Annotated in this window: 16 protein-coding genes; 7 read left to right on the forward strand and 9 right to left on the reverse strand. The window is 64.3% G+C overall.

The window, feature by feature from the left end:
• The 6 genes from DV733_RS16445 to DV733_RS16470 form a co-directional block, all read right to left on the reverse strand.
• Positions 1–591, reverse strand: a complete 591-nt coding sequence (locus DV733_RS16445; RefSeq protein ID WP_049993056.1) for a DUF7342 family protein — start codon at positions 589–591, stop codon at positions 1–3.
• A gap of 112 nt (positions 592–703) precedes the next feature.
• Positions 704–1,765 carry an asparagine synthase C-terminal domain-containing protein gene (locus DV733_RS16450; protein WP_049994277.1) on the reverse strand — a complete coding sequence of 354 codons (1,062 nt, stop codon included), beginning with the start codon at positions 1,763–1,765 and terminating at the stop codon, positions 704–706.
• A gap of 5 nt (positions 1,766–1,770) precedes the next feature.
• A complete protein-coding gene (locus DV733_RS16455; RefSeq protein ID WP_049993057.1) occupies positions 1,771–2,454 on the reverse strand; it encodes a PHP domain-containing protein in 684 nt (227 codons plus the stop codon).
• Between the two features lie 74 nt (positions 2,455–2,528).
• Complete coding sequence (locus tag DV733_RS16460) at positions 2,529–3,275, reverse strand: hypothetical protein (protein WP_049993058.1); 747 nt, start codon at positions 3,273–3,275, stop codon at positions 2,529–2,531.
• Between the two features lie 60 nt (positions 3,276–3,335).
• Entirely contained in the window at positions 3,336–4,511 is a 1,176-nt protein-coding gene (locus DV733_RS16465; RefSeq protein WP_049993059.1) for a Cdc6/Cdc18 family protein, read from the reverse strand.
• 106 nt (positions 4,512–4,617) lie between these two features.
• Positions 4,618–4,818 (reverse strand): hypothetical protein, encoded by a 201-nt coding sequence (locus tag DV733_RS16470; RefSeq protein WP_049993060.1) that lies wholly within the window; start codon positions 4,816–4,818, stop codon positions 4,618–4,620.
• 187 nt (positions 4,819–5,005) lie between these two features.
• Here DV733_RS16470 and DV733_RS16475 point away from each other — a divergent pair, with 187 nt between their 5' ends.
• Positions 5,006–5,398, forward strand: coding sequence for a hypothetical protein (locus tag DV733_RS16475; RefSeq protein WP_049993061.1), 393 nt, complete (start codon positions 5,006–5,008; stop codon positions 5,396–5,398).
• A 77-nt stretch (positions 5,399–5,475) separates the two neighbouring features.
• Here DV733_RS16475 and DV733_RS16480 read toward each other — a convergent pair whose 3' ends face one another.
• A complete protein-coding gene (locus tag DV733_RS16480) occupies positions 5,476–6,621 on the reverse strand; it encodes a hypothetical protein (protein WP_174876522.1) in 1,146 nt (381 codons plus the stop codon).
• 2 nt (positions 6,622–6,623) lie between these two features.
• A complete protein-coding gene (glpK, locus tag DV733_RS16485) occupies positions 6,624–8,162 on the reverse strand; it encodes a glycerol kinase GlpK (protein ID WP_049993062.1) in 1,539 nt (512 codons plus the stop codon).
• 241 nt (positions 8,163–8,403) lie between these two features.
• Here glpK and glpA point away from each other — a divergent pair, with 241 nt between their 5' ends.
• The 3 genes from glpA to DV733_RS16500 are packed head-to-tail and all read left to right on the forward strand — an operon-like array spanning position 8,404 to position 12,777.
• Positions 8,404–10,149 (forward strand): anaerobic glycerol-3-phosphate dehydrogenase subunit GlpA, encoded by a 1,746-nt coding sequence (gene glpA, locus DV733_RS16490; RefSeq protein WP_049993063.1) that lies wholly within the window; start codon positions 8,404–8,406, stop codon positions 10,147–10,149.
• Positions 10,139–11,413 carry a glycerol-3-phosphate dehydrogenase subunit GlpB gene (gene glpB / locus DV733_RS16495; RefSeq protein WP_049994279.1) on the forward strand — a complete coding sequence of 425 codons (1,275 nt, stop codon included), beginning with the start codon at positions 10,139–10,141 and terminating at the stop codon, positions 11,411–11,413. Before glpA ends, glpB begins: the two co-directional genes overlap by 11 nt.
• Positions 11,410–12,777 carry an anaerobic glycerol-3-phosphate dehydrogenase subunit C gene (locus DV733_RS16500; RefSeq protein ID WP_049993064.1) on the forward strand — a complete coding sequence of 456 codons (1,368 nt, stop codon included), beginning with the start codon at positions 11,410–11,412 and terminating at the stop codon, positions 12,775–12,777. Before glpB ends, DV733_RS16500 begins: the two co-directional genes overlap by 4 nt.
• 86 nt (positions 12,778–12,863) lie before the next feature.
• Here the strand turns inward: DV733_RS16500 and DV733_RS16505 are convergent, their stop codons facing one another.
• Positions 12,864–13,322, reverse strand: a complete 459-nt coding sequence (locus DV733_RS16505) for a universal stress protein (RefSeq protein ID WP_049993065.1) — start codon at positions 13,320–13,322, stop codon at positions 12,864–12,866.
• 289 nt (positions 13,323–13,611) lie between these two features.
• Here DV733_RS16505 and DV733_RS16510 point away from each other — a divergent pair, with 289 nt between their 5' ends.
• The 3 genes from DV733_RS16510 (at position 13,612) to DV733_RS16520 (ending at position 16,917) form a co-directional block, all read left to right on the forward strand.
• Positions 13,612–14,439 carry an alpha/beta fold hydrolase gene (locus tag DV733_RS16510; protein WP_049993066.1) on the forward strand — a complete coding sequence of 276 codons (828 nt, stop codon included), beginning with the start codon at positions 13,612–13,614 and terminating at the stop codon, positions 14,437–14,439.
• Positions 14,432–16,066, forward strand: a complete 1,635-nt coding sequence (locus tag DV733_RS16515; RefSeq protein WP_049993067.1) for an AMP-binding protein — start codon at positions 14,432–14,434, stop codon at positions 16,064–16,066. Before DV733_RS16510 ends, DV733_RS16515 begins: the two co-directional genes overlap by 8 nt.
• A gap of 149 nt (positions 16,067–16,215) precedes the next feature.
• On the forward strand, positions 16,216–16,917 hold the full coding sequence (locus tag DV733_RS16520; RefSeq protein WP_049993068.1) for a helix-turn-helix domain-containing protein: 702 nt from the start codon (positions 16,216–16,218) through the stop codon (positions 16,915–16,917).
• Positions 16,918–16,995 lie beyond the last annotated feature (78 nt).

The following is a 16,995-nucleotide window of genomic DNA, read 5'->3' on the forward strand; positions in this document are numbered from 1 at the left end:
TCAGACGGGAATACTGTCGTCAGTCGGTCCTGCGTCGCCGTCGACAAACCGCTCGGCGGTCGCGATCGAGAGCGCCGCGTTCGCGAACGCCAGATTTCGACGCGTCGTCTGCCAGTCTCGAAGCGTCTCGGCGTCGATCCGCGACCGAGCGGAATCACGCTCCGAGAGGGTCTGATTCGTCTGCTCGATGGTCAGCTCGTCCGGAGAGGCGACGCCGTACTCTGTCCGATAGTCCTGGAGTTGCTCGCGCATCTCCGTGATACGTGCCCGAAGATCCTCGATCGAGACGTGTTCGAGGATGTCCGCGGCCTGTTCGACCACGAGCGACTCCGGTGACCGTCGATACGTCGTCCCGCCGTGTTCGCCCGTGTCGGTGACGACGAATCCCTCGTCGGCGAGCGCGCTCAGGTGTTTCCGTGCCGTCTTCGGTGTGGTCCGTGCCTCGTCTGCGGCAGTTGCCGCCGAGACAGGTGAATAGGTGTGGGCGATCACCTGGCGAACACGCTCGTAGGGTGTCGTCTCCGACTCCCACTCCTCGCCGACCGCCTCGTTGACGTCCGCGAACTCGTCCGGTGTGAGGTCGTCGCTCATGCCAGCACGAACGAGCTGTGTTAGTATAGTACTTTTGTAAAGTATTATTCTACGCCTACACTCGCTGGCGTCACCCCTTCTCGAACGTAAGCGCCGCGCCAGAATCCAGCACTCACTCTACCAGTGATTCCACGTACTTGGTGACGTGATCGTCAATCCGGCGCTTGAAGCCGGCCTGGCGGGCCAGTCGATCGAGTTCCCGAGAGACCAGGCTCCCGTACTGGACGGCCTTCTTCTCACGAGTGGCCAGCTCCTCGGGGAGCCAGCGCCAGGCCGCCTCCCGGAGGGCGACCTTCCGGGTGTCGCCGTCGACGAGCAACTCCCCGGGCAGGCCGAGCGCGGCCTCGACGACGGCGTCGTGGAGCAGCGGCGCGACGGGCTCGACGCCCGCCGCCCGCAACGTCAGCACGTCACGCTCCAGTTGGTCGGGCAACGTCTCGATCACCTCGCGGGTGGCTCCCCGAACAGTATCGGCCTCGGTCCGAGGGTCGTCAGGCGCTTTCGCGACCTTGGCGTAGCCGCCGAACAGTTCGTCCGCGCCCTGGCCCACTGCGAGTCGGTCGAACCCGTCGCTGGCGACGCGCTCGCCGACCAGATACAGCGCGAGCGCGATCTGGACATCCATCGCGTTCGTCCGTCCCGTGGCGGCGACGATCTCCGGGACTGCACGCTCGATGTCGTCGTGAGTTACTTCGATGACAGTCAACTCCTTATCGAGCAGTTCGGAACCTGATCGTGCAGCCTCGACATCGTGGCTGTCAGGGAACCCGGCGACGTACAGCGGGACGTCGAGGGCGGCGGCGACCAGTGCGGAGTCCACGCCACCGGAAAAAGCGACGGCTAGCCCTTCGGTGTCGACCGTCGCGAACGAGCGTTCTAGCGCCGAGCGGACAGCCGCGACGCCCTCGTCAGGGTCGGCAAGCGAGGGGTCCGGGAGATCACACCAGCGTTCGAAACCATCGTCGGTCCGGATGTGTCCGGCCGGGAACGACGACGGATCGTCGAGGTCGGCGGGATCGAACGCCCAGCCCTCGTCGTCGACGAACAGCGGATAGCGCCCGATGACGTCCCGGACGAGATAGTCGTCGACCTGACCGGCAAAGCCGTTCGTTCCGGGCAGGGCGTCGCCGCGCTCGACGGCGGACCGAACGATATCCGGCGATGACCCGTGCAGCGTCATCAAAATAGCCCCGACAGCCGACTTCGGATGCGTCGTTTCGCGCCGCCGGCGGCTTGTCTGAAACTGATCCACCACGGCGTCCGGCGACCTTCGATCGAGGTTCGTCCCTCGACGATTGCCTGGAGAATCGCTTCGACTGTGCGTTCGTCGGTATCGACGTTCGTCACCGCGCGGCCGACCATCTCGGCGATGTGGGCGTCACTGCCGGCCGTCATCGGGATCCCGTGTTCGCGGGCGAAGCGCCGCGCCTGGCGATTGGCTCGCCCCGTCAGCAACCGGGAGTTGTACACCTCGATGGCGTCGGCCCGGGCCAGTTCGGCCCGCGAGATGTTGTCGATGACGCCGCTGCGCGATTCCTGAAAGGGGTGGGGAACGACGGCGATCCCACCCTGGTCGTGGATTCGATCGAGCGTCTCCTGGAAAGACAGTCCCTTCGGGATCGCCTCGGTGATACCCAGCCCGAGGACGTGCCCGGCGGCGCTCGTGACCTCCATCCCCGGGATGCCGATCAGGTCGTAGTCGGAGGCCTTCTCGACGGCGTCGAGACTAGCCGCTATCTCGTCGTGGTCGGTGACTGCGAGCGCGTCGAGAGAGGCGTCGCGAGCGCGTTCGAGTAGCGCATCGACGGGGTCGCGGCCGTCGTAGGAGAGTGCAGAGTGGGCGTGAAGCTCGACCGAGAGCACACCCGTGGGTTCGACACGACTGATAAAAAGCGCCTCGGTCTCGCTTTTCTGACCACCACACCCTGGTTGCGCTGTCAGGACCGACTCACCGTCACGGACTCGTCCTCGGCGACCCCAAGCCCGAGTCGCTCGATCGCGTCCGCGGTCGCACTCGGATAGATCCGGCCCGCACGCTCGCGGGCACGGACTTCTGGGACGACCGTCGCCAGGTCGGCCGGCGTCCGAACGGGCTGGAGTCCCGGGAGGAAGTCGGCGTCGACGCCGGCGTCGATCGCGCTGTCGACGAGCGACTCGACCGCCGGCGCGTCGTAGGCTCCGTCGAAGTCGATCGTCTCAGCGAAGCCAGCGTAGCCGACGCGCCCCCCGCTGGCTGGGGAGACGACGACCGAGGAGCGCCGCAGCTTCATCGACGCCGAGTCGATCGCCTGGCGCGACACCAGCGGGACCGTCGGTTCGAGGACGTGGACGCTGCCCTCCCCCTCCTGTTCGAGCAGGTGCGTCACGGTGTTGCCGGCCCGTGCGGCGAAGGTGCTGCCGACCTGAACTTCGTACCGCACAGCTTCTGGCGCGTCGACGGCCTCGCTCACGACGCCCTCCAGTCGCGTCTTGGGCGACACCGACTCCGGCAGGTCGAGGTGCTCTCGCGGCCGGTAGTTGAGCAACAACTGGGCCCCGCTGCCCTCGACGGCACGGCAGATGTCGGTCAGCATGGCCTCGTAGAGCCTCACTCCGTCGGCAGCGTGCAGCGGCGTCGACTCGATCAGGTCCCGACAGACGACGCCTTCGACGGGCGGATCGGCGAGTACGGCGACAGTGGTCATACACGTACTCGGAGTGGCCACCCCTTCAAGGACGCGTTTGCAGTCGAGTACTTGTCCAGTCTACTGATCCGACCGCAGATCGTACAGCCGTTCGAAGACGAGCGTGGGGAACCGTGGCTCGACGCGACTGGGCGGGCGGCCGTGACCGGACGGTTGGTCGGCTGTGACACGCTCGACGACGCCGGATTCGGCGAGTTCGTAGAGGAAACGCTTGACCGTCCCCGACGAGAGATCGACCGTCGGCGAGGCGGCGATCGCGTCGGTCGTGGTCGTCACCGATTCGCGGTCGGCATCGTCGATCGCGAGCAACTCCCGGAGGACACGCTGGCGGTTCTCGGGCAAGGTCAACACGATCCCGAGTGAGACGCAGGGCTGTGGCACGGCCTCGATCCCACCGTCGACATCGGGCTCGCGGATTCGTTCCGCACCCCGGGAATCGGCTAACTCCGCCGCGCCGAACAGTGCCGAAAGTGCGTCGTGCGCGTTGCCACGTGCCCAGGAGGCGATCCGGCGTGCCTGGGCGTGACCGAGCGCGTCGCGTGCGAGCCCCGCCGAACCGCGAGTCATGAGGATATCGATCAACACCTGTTGACTGTAGGCCGGAACCTCGATCTCGTTCGTCTGTTCCGGAATTCCGAGATCGCCCGGGGGGCTTCGGCCGACCAGAACAGTCGAGAGCGGCCCGTCGAGGTCGGCGAGCGATTCGAGCACGGAGTCGGGCGATAGCGACCGCGGTTCGTCGACGTGATCGACGGCGACGACCGTCCCCGGGGTCGATCGAAGTCGGTCTTCGAGGCGACCGCGAAGTTCGGAGGTACTGACTCCTTTCTGCGGGACGTCGGTCTCGGTGAGCCCGTCGAGAAGAGCGTGGTAGAACTGGAACTCCGTGGCGGCCTCCCGGGCATTGACGTAGACGAATCGCGGCAACTCGACGGGCTGTGCGCGGGTCGTCGTGTGGATGACTGTCCGGGACTGGACTGTCACGACACCGAGTCGGTCGAACAGCGCCGTCACGATCGCCGACTTTCCGCTGCCTGCCGGTCCCCACAGATACGCGTCGCCCGGCAACGATCCCTCGAAAACGGGATCGAGGTAATCGAGAACACGTTCGAGGATCGGGCCGCGTCCAGTCGGTTCCTCGACGTGTGCGACCGGGTTGATCGGCTCGTAGTTGAGCACTACCGCTCTGTTGCCGCCCCGGCGCTGGCGTCGCCTGATGCGCTCCGTCAGATCCATGGGTGGAGTCGAGTCCTGTGATTGGTGCTCCAGCGTCGGGAATAAAAATGCCCCTTTCGAGACTGGAGTGGTCGCCCCGCCGCACCCGAGGACCGTCCAGTTCGTGTCAGTACTCCAGGCCGGCCTTCTTGATCAAAATGGTCGTGACGACGAACACGACAGCGCTGATGAGCCCGCCGATGACGCCGGCGAGAAGCCGGACGACGACCGACCCGTCGGTGAAAAACGCCATGAGGATCGCGATGACGACCGCGACAGCGACGAGATTTCGACGGTCGCGATCGGAGATCCCGAATCGCTCCAACATACTGCTCGCCACTCCGGGCCAGCATATAGTGTTGGCGGCGCGCTCGTCCCCGGGACAGGGTCGACCTTCGGGTGACGGCCCTGCAGTTACGAACGCTCCTGCGATGAGGGTCGTCGATCTGAGACGGCCGCTGGACGGGCGCTGGCGCCTGCAAACTTATAACGGGATTCGATACGTGCCGGTAGGTATGGCCGACGCTCAGGTGGACGAGTCGCTGCAGCGAGCCGACAAGTGGAGCAAGATCATCGCGCTGTTCTTCGCGATGGCCGTCTTCGGGCTGGCGACGCTGCTGACCGACAACGTCAATTTCAACGCTGCTATCGCGGCGTTTTCCGCCATCGGCGTTCGAATCTACATCCCCTATCACGCGAGTCTCGCCTCGGACGCGGGCGTCCCGAGCCAGGCGATCGAAGCCACTGGCAACTACCATCACGGCGCGGCCGGCGGTGCGCTCGTCGTCGGATCGTTCGCGGCGCTGGCGGCGATGGTGATCGAGCCGGGCTTTCTCCTGGCGCTGGGCGTCGGGGTGGGCACGGGCGTGCTGTCGTTTCTTGTCTTGCGGACAGCGCTGCCGTCGTAGGTGCATAGCGAATTGGTGGTACGGCTACGGGGGCGGTGTGGGGGCTGTACGATAAACGAAGAGAGTGCGGGCCGAATTTAGAGGCCACCGGGGACCCAGACGGACGTGGCGAAGACGCCAGCGACCGCCAGCACCCAGATCAGCGAGATCGAGATGAAGATGGCGAACGCAGGCGGGTCCACGTGGGTCGAGCCGTGGGCGTAGAAGATCCGCTGACCGGCCTCACCGATCAGCGCACCGATCATGCCGAAGACGGCACCGATGGCGACGGCGACGATCGGGTCGACGCCCGCGATTATCGCGTCCCCTGAAGCGAGGGCGGCGAAACACGCAGTTGCCCCTGGGAGAGTCATGTGGTGTGTGACCGGAATTCGATCGACGCCCAGATTCAGGAACAGCAGCGTCGCTGCACTGAACCCGAATCCGAGGAAGACTGCAGGTGCGGCAGCACCACCGTACGCAACCGTGGAAACTTGCCAGCCTGCGTAGGAAGCCGCAGCCCCAGCGACCAGACCGATCGAAGCGACGTGCGACCACTTGTACATGTTCGGCAGCCACGGCTCGACGGCGAGCCGTTCCGACGTGCTCTTCTCACCGTCGGTGACGAGCGATTCGCTCTCGGCACGCATTTCCTCGCGCTCGAACGGCCCCATGTCGAAGCGTCCCTTGGCCTTGGAGCTGACCGTGCCGAGGATCGAGTAGCCGAAGACTGCACGGTGGGCGAACGCGCTGATGACGACCATGATCGCGATCGGGTCAGTCGGGACAGCAAGGTTGCGGAGCAGTTGTTCTCCGAGTATCCCGAACACGCCGAATAACGCACCAACGGCCAAGATGTCCGGTCGACTCCCTAACGCGAATCCTATGTCTTTCCCGTTATGGTAGTCGAATCCGGACTCCATCAAGCCGTTCTTCGAGGCGTAAGCGGCCGCGGCTGCACCACCTGCGAAGGAAATGTGCGGGCCAAAGACCGGGCCGAACCCGACACCGACCAGGTTCCCACCGGCGACGCCCGCCAGAACGAGGAAGCCGGTGAAGATGAATGCCGGGAGTGCCCCCAGTGCCGCACCGAACGCGCCACCGGCAGCCGCCCCCAGCAGAATCGCTGGGCCCGGTTGATCAGTGAACACTTCGATGACATCGTCGATGGTCCCCCAGTCATGTCCGGCCTGCAACACGACGTCGACCAGGTCGACGCCGGCCAGAGCTGCCTCCACCGCCATATTCAGTCACCTCCGTCACGAGCCCAGTCGAGCGAGCGGTCGACTGCTTCCTCCCACCGGGCCTGCTTCTTGTCGGCGTCGCCGCTGGCCATCTTGGGCTTGAACGTCTTGTCCACCTGCCAGTTGTCGCGGAGTTCGTCCACCGTCTCCCAGTAACCCACCGCGAGACCGGCAGCGTAGGCCGAGCCGAGCGCCGTCGTCTCGTCGACTTTCGGGCGGGCGATATCGGTCTGGATGATGTCGCTCTGGAGCTGGCAGAGGTAGTTGTTCTTGACTGCCCCACCGTCGACTTTGAGACTCGTCATCTCGACGCCGGAGTCGGCTTCCATCGCTTCCGCGACGTCGCGGGTCTGGAACGCGATGGATTCGAGGGTCGCGCGAACGATGTGCTCGCGGCGGGTCCCCCGAGTCATTCCGACGATGGTCCCGCGTGCGCGGCCGTCCCAGTGGGGTGCTCCCAGGCCCGTGAACGCGGGTACGAAGTAGACGCCGTCCGTGGAGTCGACCGAGCGCGCGAGTTCGGCGGTCTCGGCCGGGTCGTCGATCAGCTCGACGTCTTCGAGCCACTCGATTGCGGCTCCAGTAATGAATATCGACCCTTCCAGGGCGTACTGGACGGGCTCGCCCGAGCGCTGGAAGCCGATCGTCGTCAGGAGGCCGTGATCCGACGCGACAGCTTCCTCGCCGGTGTTCATCAGGAAGAAGCTCCCTGTGCCGTAGGTGTTTTTGGCGTCACCGGTGTCGAAACAGGTCTGGCCGAACAGCGCGGCCTGCTGGTCTCCCAGCGCGCCAGCCACCGGGACCTCCGCACCGAGGAAGCCGTCCGCGTCCGTCGTCCCGTAAGTCTTCTCGTCGCTGGACGGGCGGACTTCCGGCACCATCGATCTGGGGACGCTGAACTCTTCGAGGAGTTCGTCGTCCCACTCCAACTCACGGATGTTGTACAGCATCGTCCGCGAAGCGTTCGAGACGTCCGTGATGTGATTGCCGGTGAGGTTGTAGATGAGCCACGTGTCGATCGTCCCCATCAGCAGCTCACCGCTCTCCGCTCGATCGCGGATGTCCTCGGGTCGTGCGCGGCCGGTCTTGATCTGATCGGCGTTGTCGAGAATCCACTCGACTTTCGTCGCCGAGAAGTACGCGTCACACTCCAGGCCCGTCTTCTCGCGGATCCACTCGACTTTGTCCGCCTCCTGGATCTCCTCGACCCGGTCGGTCGTCCGGCGATCCTGCCAGACCAGCGCGTTGTGTACCGGCTTGCCCGTCTCTGCGTCCCACACGATCGTCGTCTCACGCTGGTTGGTGATCCCGAGCGCATCCAGCTGATCGGGCGAGAGCCCACCGTCCGCGAGTCCGTCTTTGACGACTTGTTTCGTGTTCTCCCAGATCTCCATCGGGTCGTGCTCGACCCACCCGGGCTCCGGGTAAATCTGTTCGTGTTTCTCGTAGGCGTTGGCGACCACTGAGCCGTCGTGGTCGAACACCATGAACCGAGTGCCTGTCGTCCCCTGGTCGATCGCACCGACGTATGTGTCTGACATGGGTTGTGCGACGAGACCTCTTTATCGAAGGTCCCGTTCTGGTAGTAAATCTCACAGTGAATCATTATAAATGCTTCGCAAGTGCCTGTTCGTTTCCGCTGAGATGTGTATATTTGGCCGTTTCAGATGAAATATTACTTCAGACTTTATTGAGTGGGAGTGATTCACATCGGTTCTTTATCGACATCGCCGGTTTCGAAGTAACAATGAAGTACGTTCGGTCCGTTGGGCTTGCTATCGGATGGCAGCCACACCACACGTCCTCGTAATCGGCGGCGGGTCGACGGGTATCGGCATCGCGCGCGACCTCGCGATGCGCGAGCTCGACGTCACGCTCGTCGAACAGGGAAATCTAACCCACGGGACCACAGGCAGGATGCACGGCCTACTCCACAGCGGCGGGCGCTACGCCGTCTCGGATCAGGCCAGTGCGACGGAGTGTATCGAGGAGAACCGCGTCCTCCGGGACATCGCGAGTCACTGTGTCGAGATGACAGGGGGACTGTTCGTCAAACGTCCGGAGGACACAGAGGAATACTTCGAGCAGAAACTCAACGGGTGTGAGGAGTGCGGCATCCCGGCCGAAGTCGTTTCCGGACGCGAGGCCAGAGAGATGGAGCCGTACCTCGCGAAGGACATCGACAAGGCGATCACCGTCCCCGACGGGGCCATCGATCCCTTCCGGCTGGTGGTCGCAAACGCCGCCAGCGCCGAGGAACACGGCGCGCGCATCGAGACCCACTCCCCGGTAACCGACCTCCTGCTCGAAGACGGCGAGGTCGTCGGCGTCGAGGTCGAACACCAGTCCGGGTCGGGCAAACGCGTCCACGGCGTCGAAGGTGGTCGAGAGGAGATTCGCGCCGACTACGTCGTCAACGCGACAGGTGCGTGGGCGGGACAGATCGGCGAGATGGCTGATGTCGACATCGCGGTCCGCCCCTCGAAAGGCGTGATGACGATCATGAACGTCCGGCAGGTCGACACCGTGATCAACCGGTGTAAACCCAAGGGCGACGCCGACATCATCGTGCCCCACGAGACGACGGCGATCCTGGGGACGACCGACGAAGAGGTCGAAGACCCCGAAGACTACCCCGAAGAGCAGTGGGAGGTCGACCACATGATCGACACGCTCTCGGAACTCGTCCCGATCCTCCAGGAGGCGCGGACGATCCGGTCGTTCTGGGGCGTTCGGCCGCTGTACGAGCCGCCGGACGTCGCCAGCGAGGATCCCACGGATATCACGCGTGATTTCTTCCTGCTCGACCACGAGGAACGCGACGACCTGCCCGGGATGACCTCCATCGTCGGGGGGAAGTTCACGACCTACCGTATGATGGGCGAGAAGATCTCCGACCACGTCTGCGCGCAGTTCGGCATCGACCGAGAGTGTCGGACGGCAGACGTCCCACTCCCCGGAAGCGAGGACTTCTCCGTGTTACGGAACTACATGGACGAGTTCGGTCTCCGCTCGCCGATCGGTCGCCGCAGCGTCGAGCGTCTCGGCTCGCGCGCCGACGAGGTACTCAAGACGAGCGGGCCGAACCCGACGATCTGTGAGTGTGAGGGCGTCACCCGCGCTGAGATTCAGGACGCCATCTCCCAGTCGGGGTCGGATCTCAACGCGGTTCGGATCCGCACGCGGGCCTCGATGGGGAACTGCCAGGGCGGGTTCTGCGTCCACCGGCTGGCCAACGAACTCCACGGGACCGTCGTCGACGGCGACACGTACGACGAGTCGATCGCTCGGCAAGCCTGGGACGAACTCCTCCAGGAACGCTGGAAAGGGCAGCGCCACGCTCTCTGGGGCGAACAGCTCTCACAAGCCGCGTTGAACTACGCCCTGCACGCGACGACCCAGAATCGCGATCACGACCCCGCCGACGGCGAACCGATCGACTTCGCCGCCTTCGATACGGGCAGTGGTCGGTCGAGTGGTGCGAGCACCGGCGACGTCGCGACCGACGGAGGCCACCATGGCAATTGAGTCGGACGTCCTGGTGATCGGCGGCGGTCTCGCCGGCCTGACGAGTGCTATCACCGCCGCGCGTGAGGGCGCACACGTTCGACTCGTCTCGTACAAACAGAGTACGCTTCGGCAGGCCTCGGGACTGGTCGATATTCTGGGGTACACACCCGAGGGAGAGGGGCCACTCACCGACCCCTACGAGGCCATCCCCGAGCTCCCCGACGCGCATCCCTATCGGATCGTCGGGAGCGACACCGTTCGCGACTCGATGGCCCTCTTCGACGAAGTCGTTCCCGAGTACCAGGGTGGGCATACCGACACGAACGCGCTCCTGCCCACCCACGGCGGGACCGTCAAGCCCACGTCCAGATATCCCGCCGGCGCGGCCGCCGGGCTGGCGAGCGACGACCGGGACGTCCTGCTGGTCGGTTTCGAGAGCATGACCGACTTCGACGCGCCACATGCCGCGGCCCACCTCCGGGCTGCGGGCGTTCCCTTCGACGTTCACGGCGTCACGGTCGAGTTCCCGGGTGATCTTAAAGCGGACGCGAAGGTGACGCGCTACGCCAAGCTTCTCGAACACAACGGGACAGTGTCGGTCCGCGGACGCGAGCAAGGCGCACGCGACGCACTGGCGGCCCGGGTCAATCGCGAGCGGACCGAGGAACCACGGGTCGGCTTTCCGGCCGTGCTGGGCGACGACGACGCGGTCGGCGTCCACGCTGCTCTGAGCGAGAAACTCGACGCCGAAGTGTTCGAGGTCCCGAGTGGGCCGCCGTCGTTGCCGGGACTCAGACTCGAAGACGCACTCTTCGACGCCCTCGACGAGGCCGGCGGCAACTTCGAGACCGGCAACCCGGTCGTCGAATTCGACGGCGACGATCGAATCGAGCGAGTCTACCTGGAGAAAAACGGCGCGAAAGTGCCCGTGCGCGCCGACCAGTACGTTCTCGCGACTGGCGGGCTGGTGGGCAAGGGCGTCGAGTCCGACCGTGAGGGCGTTCGCGAACCGGTGTTCGACTGTCACGTCCCACATCCCGAGGACCGGTACGCGTGGTTCGACCTCGATGTCTTCGGCGATCACCCGTTCGCGCTGTTCGGCGTCGATCCCGACCCCGAACTCCGACCCAAGGACGCCGAGGGCGACCCCGAGTTCGAGAACCTGCGCGCTGCGGGATCGGTCCTCGGTGGCTTCGACTTCGCCGCCGAGAAATCCGGAAGCGGCGTCTCGATAGCAACAGGATACCACGCTGGTGCGGCCGCGGCACAGGAGGCACGATGAGCGACGCAGAAGATCCACCGTTCGACCCAGTTGCACCGAACACCGGCGACTCCTACGAGCCGGTCGATGTCTTCCCCGACAGCGACGACTTCGACCTCCGGCCCGGGGCAGATTCGTGTTACAAGTGCTCGATCTGTGATACGAACTGTCCGGTTGCGGAGGTCGACGACGATTTCCCCGGTCCGAAGTTCCAGGGGCCCGAGCAGTGGCGGCTCAAACAGACAGACGACGATTACGAGATCGACGACTCGATCACTGAGTGTTCGAACTGCATGCGGTGTGACGACGGCTGTCCGTCGGGCGTTCCGTTGAGTCAGATGCACAACACGGCCCGTGGCCAGTACGTCGACGAACAGATGTCGAAGTTCTCGATAACGTACTGGCGCAACCGCATCCTCGCGAACTATCGGACGTCGGCTCGACTGGCGAGCATCTTCCCACGGACGGCCAACTTCGTGATGAACTTCGGCCCTGTCCGGTGGGTGATGGACAAGACCATGGGGATCCCGAACGAGCGAGACTTTCCCGCCTTCGCCACCGAGACATTTCGCAAGTGGTGGCAGAAACAGGGCGGAGCCGACGCCTCGCGCCAGCGCGCTCGCGAGGCTCGCAAGCGCCGCGGGGAGCCGGAAGACGCCGACAAAAAGATCGCGTACTTCCACGGCTGTTACTCCAACTACAACACGCCGGAGGTCGCGAAAGCACTCGTCAGCGTCTACGAACACTTCGGCTACGAGGTGGTCGTCCCCGAACAGCGCTGCTCGGGAACGCCGATGTTCGCAAACGGCATGTTAGACGACGCCCGGCGCGGTGCCGAAGTCAACGTCGCGTCGTTTGCAGACCTGGTCGAACAGGGCTACGACGCCATCGCCTCGTGTACGTCCTGTTCGATGGCACTGCGAAAGGAGTATCCCGAACTGTTCGACATCGAGGGCGTCGACACCGTCGCCGAACACACCTTCGAGTCGATCGAATACCTCCGCATCCACGAGGATCTGAAAGGAGAAATCGAACAGGCAGATGTCTCCGAGGACCTCGCTCGGGAGTTCGCCTATCACGCGCCCTGTCACGCTCGCAATCAGGGCCTCGAACGACAGGCCGTCGAACTGTTCCGCGATCTCGATAACGTCGAAGTCGAGGACGTGGGCGAGTCCTGTTCGGGGATCTCGGGTACCTACGGCTGGAAGTCCGAGAAGTACGAGAAGTCCATGAAGATCGGCGAAGAGATGTTCGACCACATGGAAGACGCCGAGGGAACGACCGGGATGACCGAGTGCCCGACCTGTGCCATGCAGATGGAACACGGAACGGGCTACGAGATTCGACATCCGCTCGAACTGCTCGAAGCCGCGCTGGTAGAATAGCTCGAAAAAACGCGTCGCGTCCTCCGCCTGTGGCGGCTGGACCGGCCGCGCGTTCTACCGTCGGTACGTCTCGTTGCTACCTGACGCTAGTTGCCGTTCCCGTTCTCGCCGCGGACGAACGTCACCGGGCACGGCGCGTCGAGCATGACGGCCTGGGCGACCGACCCGAAGACGGCCTTCCCCGTCGGCGAGCGCTTGCGGCCACCGACGACGACCCGGTCGGCCTCGACTTCTGTGGCGAGGTCGATGATCTCGGCCGCGTGTTCGCCCATTGCGCCCCGAATCGTGTAGTCGACACCGGCGTCGTCGAACAGCTTCGTCATCGTCCGCACGGTCTGGTGTCGCTTGGCCACTTCGTCCGGGTCCGCGTCTTCGTCGAATTCCAGCCGCTTTGCCGTCTTCGCGAACTCGCTCTCGGTGAAGACGTGTGCGATCACGACGTCTGCGCCTGTGGGTTTCGCTACTTCGACGACTGCCTCCGCGAGGGCGTCCGCGCGGTCGTTGTCGCTCGGTCCAACTGCCAGGAGGATCGTATTGAGTGTCATGATATGCTCCTACCAGTATTATTTACTCGCAAGTAGATAAATGATTCGATTGTTGCAATAGTGGGCGTGTGGAAATATGTACAATGGTACGGTGTTGTGCTCATTGGCACTCTGTGGTGGAGACGACCGTCGGATGGTCGGGTACATTCGCTATCGAGGTATCACGACGAATGTCGTCTGGGCTCACCGTAAATTGGCGGGGTAACTGTCACCCAGATATCGACGTGAGCAGGGCCTGGTTAATATGTGAAGCTTCGATTTGAAGGGGTAATCGTCCGAATCTGTGAGTATGGCAGCGGAATCTGAGAACGACGTGCAATATACGACGAACGACGGGGTGCGGCTGGCATACGACCACGCCGGCGTCGGGAACGACGAGACGGTCCTCTTCGTGGAGGGACTGGGGTACAGTCGATGGATGTGGCACTGGCAACGAGAGGCGGTGCTCGGAACGTACGAGGTCGTCGTCCCGGACAACCGCGGGACCGGCGACTCCGACGAACCCGAAGGTCCCTACACGATCACGGAGATGGCGGGCGACCTCGAAGCGGTCCTCGCAGACGCAGGCGTCGAGCGTGCACACGTCGTCGGCGCGAGCATGGGCGGGATGATCGCCATGCAGTATGCCCTCGAATACGACCGCGCCGAGTCGCTCTCGCTGTTTTGCACGAGCTTTGGAGGGGAAGAAGCCGTCCCGATTCCGGAGGAGACCAGAGTCAAGATGTTTACCGTGCCCGGGGAGTACGACGAGCGCCAGGCGATTCGCCACAAGATGGGGCCCGCGCTCTCGGAGGAGTATCCTGAGGCGCATCCCGAGCAGATCTCTCGCATCGTGGACTGGCGACTCGAGAGCGACGCGAGCGAGCAGGCTCGCCAGTGGCAGGCCGCCGCCGTCGAGGCCTTCGACGTCAGTGATCGGTGTGACGAGATCGACCTCCCCGCGCTCGTCGTCCACGGAACGGACGACCGGGTCGTACCCTACGAGAACGGCGAGATGCTGGCCGAACGGCTCCCGAGATCTCGGCTGGTGCCGATCGAAGGCGGCCCGCACCTGTTCTTTATCGAGCAGACAGAGCTGGTGAACGACCGTCTCCTAGAGTTTCTCGAAGATGTCTGAGCATCACCCGCGCAGCCCCCACCGTCCGGCCGACTGGGTCGGCGACTGGAGCGGTCGGCGCGCCCGACTGACGCCCGAGCGAATCGGTCTGATCGACCGAACGACCGGCGAGCGATACACCTATGGTGAACTCGATCGGCGGGCGAACCGCGTCGCGCGACTGCTGTCCGAACAGGGCGTCACGGCCGGGGCCGAATCCGCACGCGAGAACGTCGGCGGACGGGTCGCGGTCGTCTCGCGCAACCGACCTGAACTGGTCGACCTCTTCTTCGCGACCGGCAAGACCGGCGGCGTGCTGGTGCCGCTCTCGCACCGTCTCGCGCCGCCCGAACTCGGGACGCTCCTCGAAGACGTCGACCCGGCGCTGCTCGTCGTCGAGGAACCCTTCATCGAGACGGTCGAGGAGGCCCTGGCAGACGATTCGACGTTCGAGAGACTGGTACTACCGACCGAGGGTTCGCACGACGGGCGGGCCTTCGAAAACGCACTCCCGACGGACGAAAGCCCGGTCGAGACGGCCACCCTGTCGATGGACGACGCGCATCTCTTCTTGCACACCGGCGGGTCGACGGGCGTCCCCAAGGAGACGGTCCTCACACACGGCGGGATCGTCTGGAACTCGCTGAACACGATCACGGGCTGGGGGATCCGCGAAGACGACGTCACTCCGATGGTATTTCCGATGTTCCACACAGGCGGATGGAACGTGATCACCATCCCGATCTGGCACATGGGTGGGACCGTGGCCATCGCCCGGGCATTCGACCCCGGAGCGGTCCTCGCGACGGTCGATGATCTCGGTGGGACTGTCCTCGTCGCCGTTCCAGCGGTGCTGCGGATGATGACCGAGCACGACCGCTGGGAGGACGCCGACCTGTCGTCGCTCCGGGTCGTCAAGTCCGGCGGCGGTCCCTGCCGAGAATCGGTCATGGATACCTGGTGGGACCGCGGGATCGAGCTCTCACAGGGATACGGACTGACGGAGTGCGGGCCGAACAACTTCGCGATGCCCGAGGGCTGGCCCCGCGAGAAGGCCGACAGCGTCGGCGTGCCGGATATGCACGTCGAAACGCGGGTCGTCGACGACGGCGAGCCGGTCGAGCGCGGTAAGATCGGCGAACTCCAAATCGCCAGTCCGCACGCGGCGGACCGCTACTGGAACGACGAGAGCGAAACCGTGGCAGCGTTTGGAGAAGGAACGGTCGAACCGGCCAACGAACCCGGGGCCGACCGGGGTTGGGTTTCGACGGGCGACCTCGCGCGCGTGGACGAAGACGGCTACCACTACATCGAGGGGCGGAAGAAGCACATGTTCGTCAGCGGCGGTGAGAACGTCTATCCCGCCGAAGTCGAAGACGCGATCGCGGATCATCCCGCCGTCGCAGAGGTCGTCGTGATCCCGATTCCCGACGGGCAGTGGGGCCAGGTCGGCAAGGCCGTCGTCGAACTGGCCGGCGGGACCAGCGAATCGGACCTCGACATCGAGTCGCTACGCGCCTTTCTCGACGGCCGACTCGCCCGATTCAAGCACCCCAGAGCCGTTTCATTCGTGGAGACGATGCCGACCAGTGGACCCTCCAAGATCGACCGTGAGGCCGTCGCCGAACGTTTTGGCGAACTGGAGTGACGCCGTTCAGAGTTTTTCTCACGAAGGAAAGAAATCGGATTCTGCAGTGTTCACAATCGGCAATATTCACCGTCACAGGCAGGATCGAACCAGACACGTACTCAACACTTAACACCATGTAGAATGATGAACTATCAGGGTATCGGCTCATGATCGACATCGCCATGGACATGGAGCAGTACGACTGTCCGTTCATCGACACCACGGCAGACCACGGTGTCGCGTTCGCTACCGTCCACTGGGACTTCGATCAATCTCGGCGGGAACTAGAGACGCGGCTGGTCGTCGAAGGGGACGACCGTGGGGAACTCGACGCGGGGTTGGATGCGTTGCGAGCGCACGACAACATGAACGACTACTCGCTGATCACGCGCCAGAAGAATGTGGCACACATCCGCACGCGGATCGTCGAGACGGACGCGATGGCCGCGATCCGCGACAACGACGGCTACATCACCGGCCCCTTCCACATCGAGGACGGGAGCGAGATCTGGCACGTCGGGTTCGACCGCAGCGACGAGGCCGACGTGGCCCTCTCGGAACTGGACCGCAACAACGAGTTCGACATCGTCGAACGGAAGAATTCGGCACTGCCCGATCTGCAGGACTTCGTGCAGAACGCGGGTGCCGCGATGACGCTGATCGAGGGCTGTCGAGACCTCTCTGACGTCGAACGCGAGACGCTCGAGACCGCCGTCCAGAGCGGGTACTTCGAGACACCGCGGGACGCCTCGCTCGGCGCGCTCGCCGACGAGTTCGGCGTCTCGAAACCCGCCGTGTCGAAGAACCTCCGCCGGAGTCAGCAGAAGATGATCGAACGAGTCGTCGAAGCGCTCGACAATCTGGAGTGAACCCGTCCGCTACTCGTGGTCAGGGCCGCGAAAATCGACGTCACTGTCGCGGGTTCACATGTAAACCCGACTTGCCTT

Origin of the sequence: Halapricum salinum (assembly GCF_004799665.1) — an archaeon.
In the GTDB taxonomy this organism is placed as follows: Archaea; Halobacteriota; Halobacteria; order Halobacteriales; family Haloarculaceae; genus Halapricum; species Halapricum salinum.

Coding starts and splice junctions, on each gene's coding strand:
- glpK (WP_049993062.1), bottom strand. CDS start 8,162: ATGTCAGACACATACGTCGGTGCGATCGACCAGGGGACGACAGGCACT.
- DV733_RS16460 (WP_049993058.1), bottom strand. CDS start 3,275: ATGACCACTGTCGCCGTACTCGCCGATCCGCCCGTCGAAGGCGTCGTC.
- DV733_RS16510 (WP_049993066.1), top strand. CDS start 13,612: ATGGCAGCGGAATCTGAGAACGACGTGCAATATACGACGAACGACGGG.
- glpB (WP_049994279.1), top strand. CDS start 10,139: ATGGCAATTGAGTCGGACGTCCTGGTGATCGGCGGCGGTCTCGCCGGC.
- DV733_RS16465 (WP_049993059.1), bottom strand. CDS start 4,511: ATGGATCTGACGGAGCGCATCAGGCGACGCCAGCGCCGGGGCGGCAAC.
- DV733_RS16520 (WP_049993068.1), top strand. CDS start 16,216: ATGATCGACATCGCCATGGACATGGAGCAGTACGACTGTCCGTTCATC.
- DV733_RS16470 (WP_049993060.1), bottom strand. CDS start 4,818: ATGTTGGAGCGATTCGGGATCTCCGATCGCGACCGTCGAAATCTCGTC.
- DV733_RS16480 (WP_174876522.1), bottom strand. CDS start 6,621: ATGGCGGTGGAGGCAGCTCTGGCCGGCGTCGACCTGGTCGACGTCGTG.
- DV733_RS16505 (WP_049993065.1), bottom strand. CDS start 13,322: ATGACACTCAATACGATCCTCCTGGCAGTTGGACCGAGCGACAACGAC.
- glpA (WP_049993063.1), top strand. CDS start 8,404: ATGGCAGCCACACCACACGTCCTCGTAATCGGCGGCGGGTCGACGGGT.
- DV733_RS16500 (WP_049993064.1), top strand. CDS start 11,410: ATGAGCGACGCAGAAGATCCACCGTTCGACCCAGTTGCACCGAACACC.
- DV733_RS16515 (WP_049993067.1), top strand. CDS start 14,432: ATGTCTGAGCATCACCCGCGCAGCCCCCACCGTCCGGCCGACTGGGTC.
- DV733_RS16475 (WP_049993061.1), top strand. CDS start 5,006: ATGGCCGACGCTCAGGTGGACGAGTCGCTGCAGCGAGCCGACAAGTGG.
- DV733_RS16445 (WP_049993056.1), bottom strand. CDS start 591: ATGAGCGACGACCTCACACCGGACGAGTTCGCGGACGTCAACGAGGCG.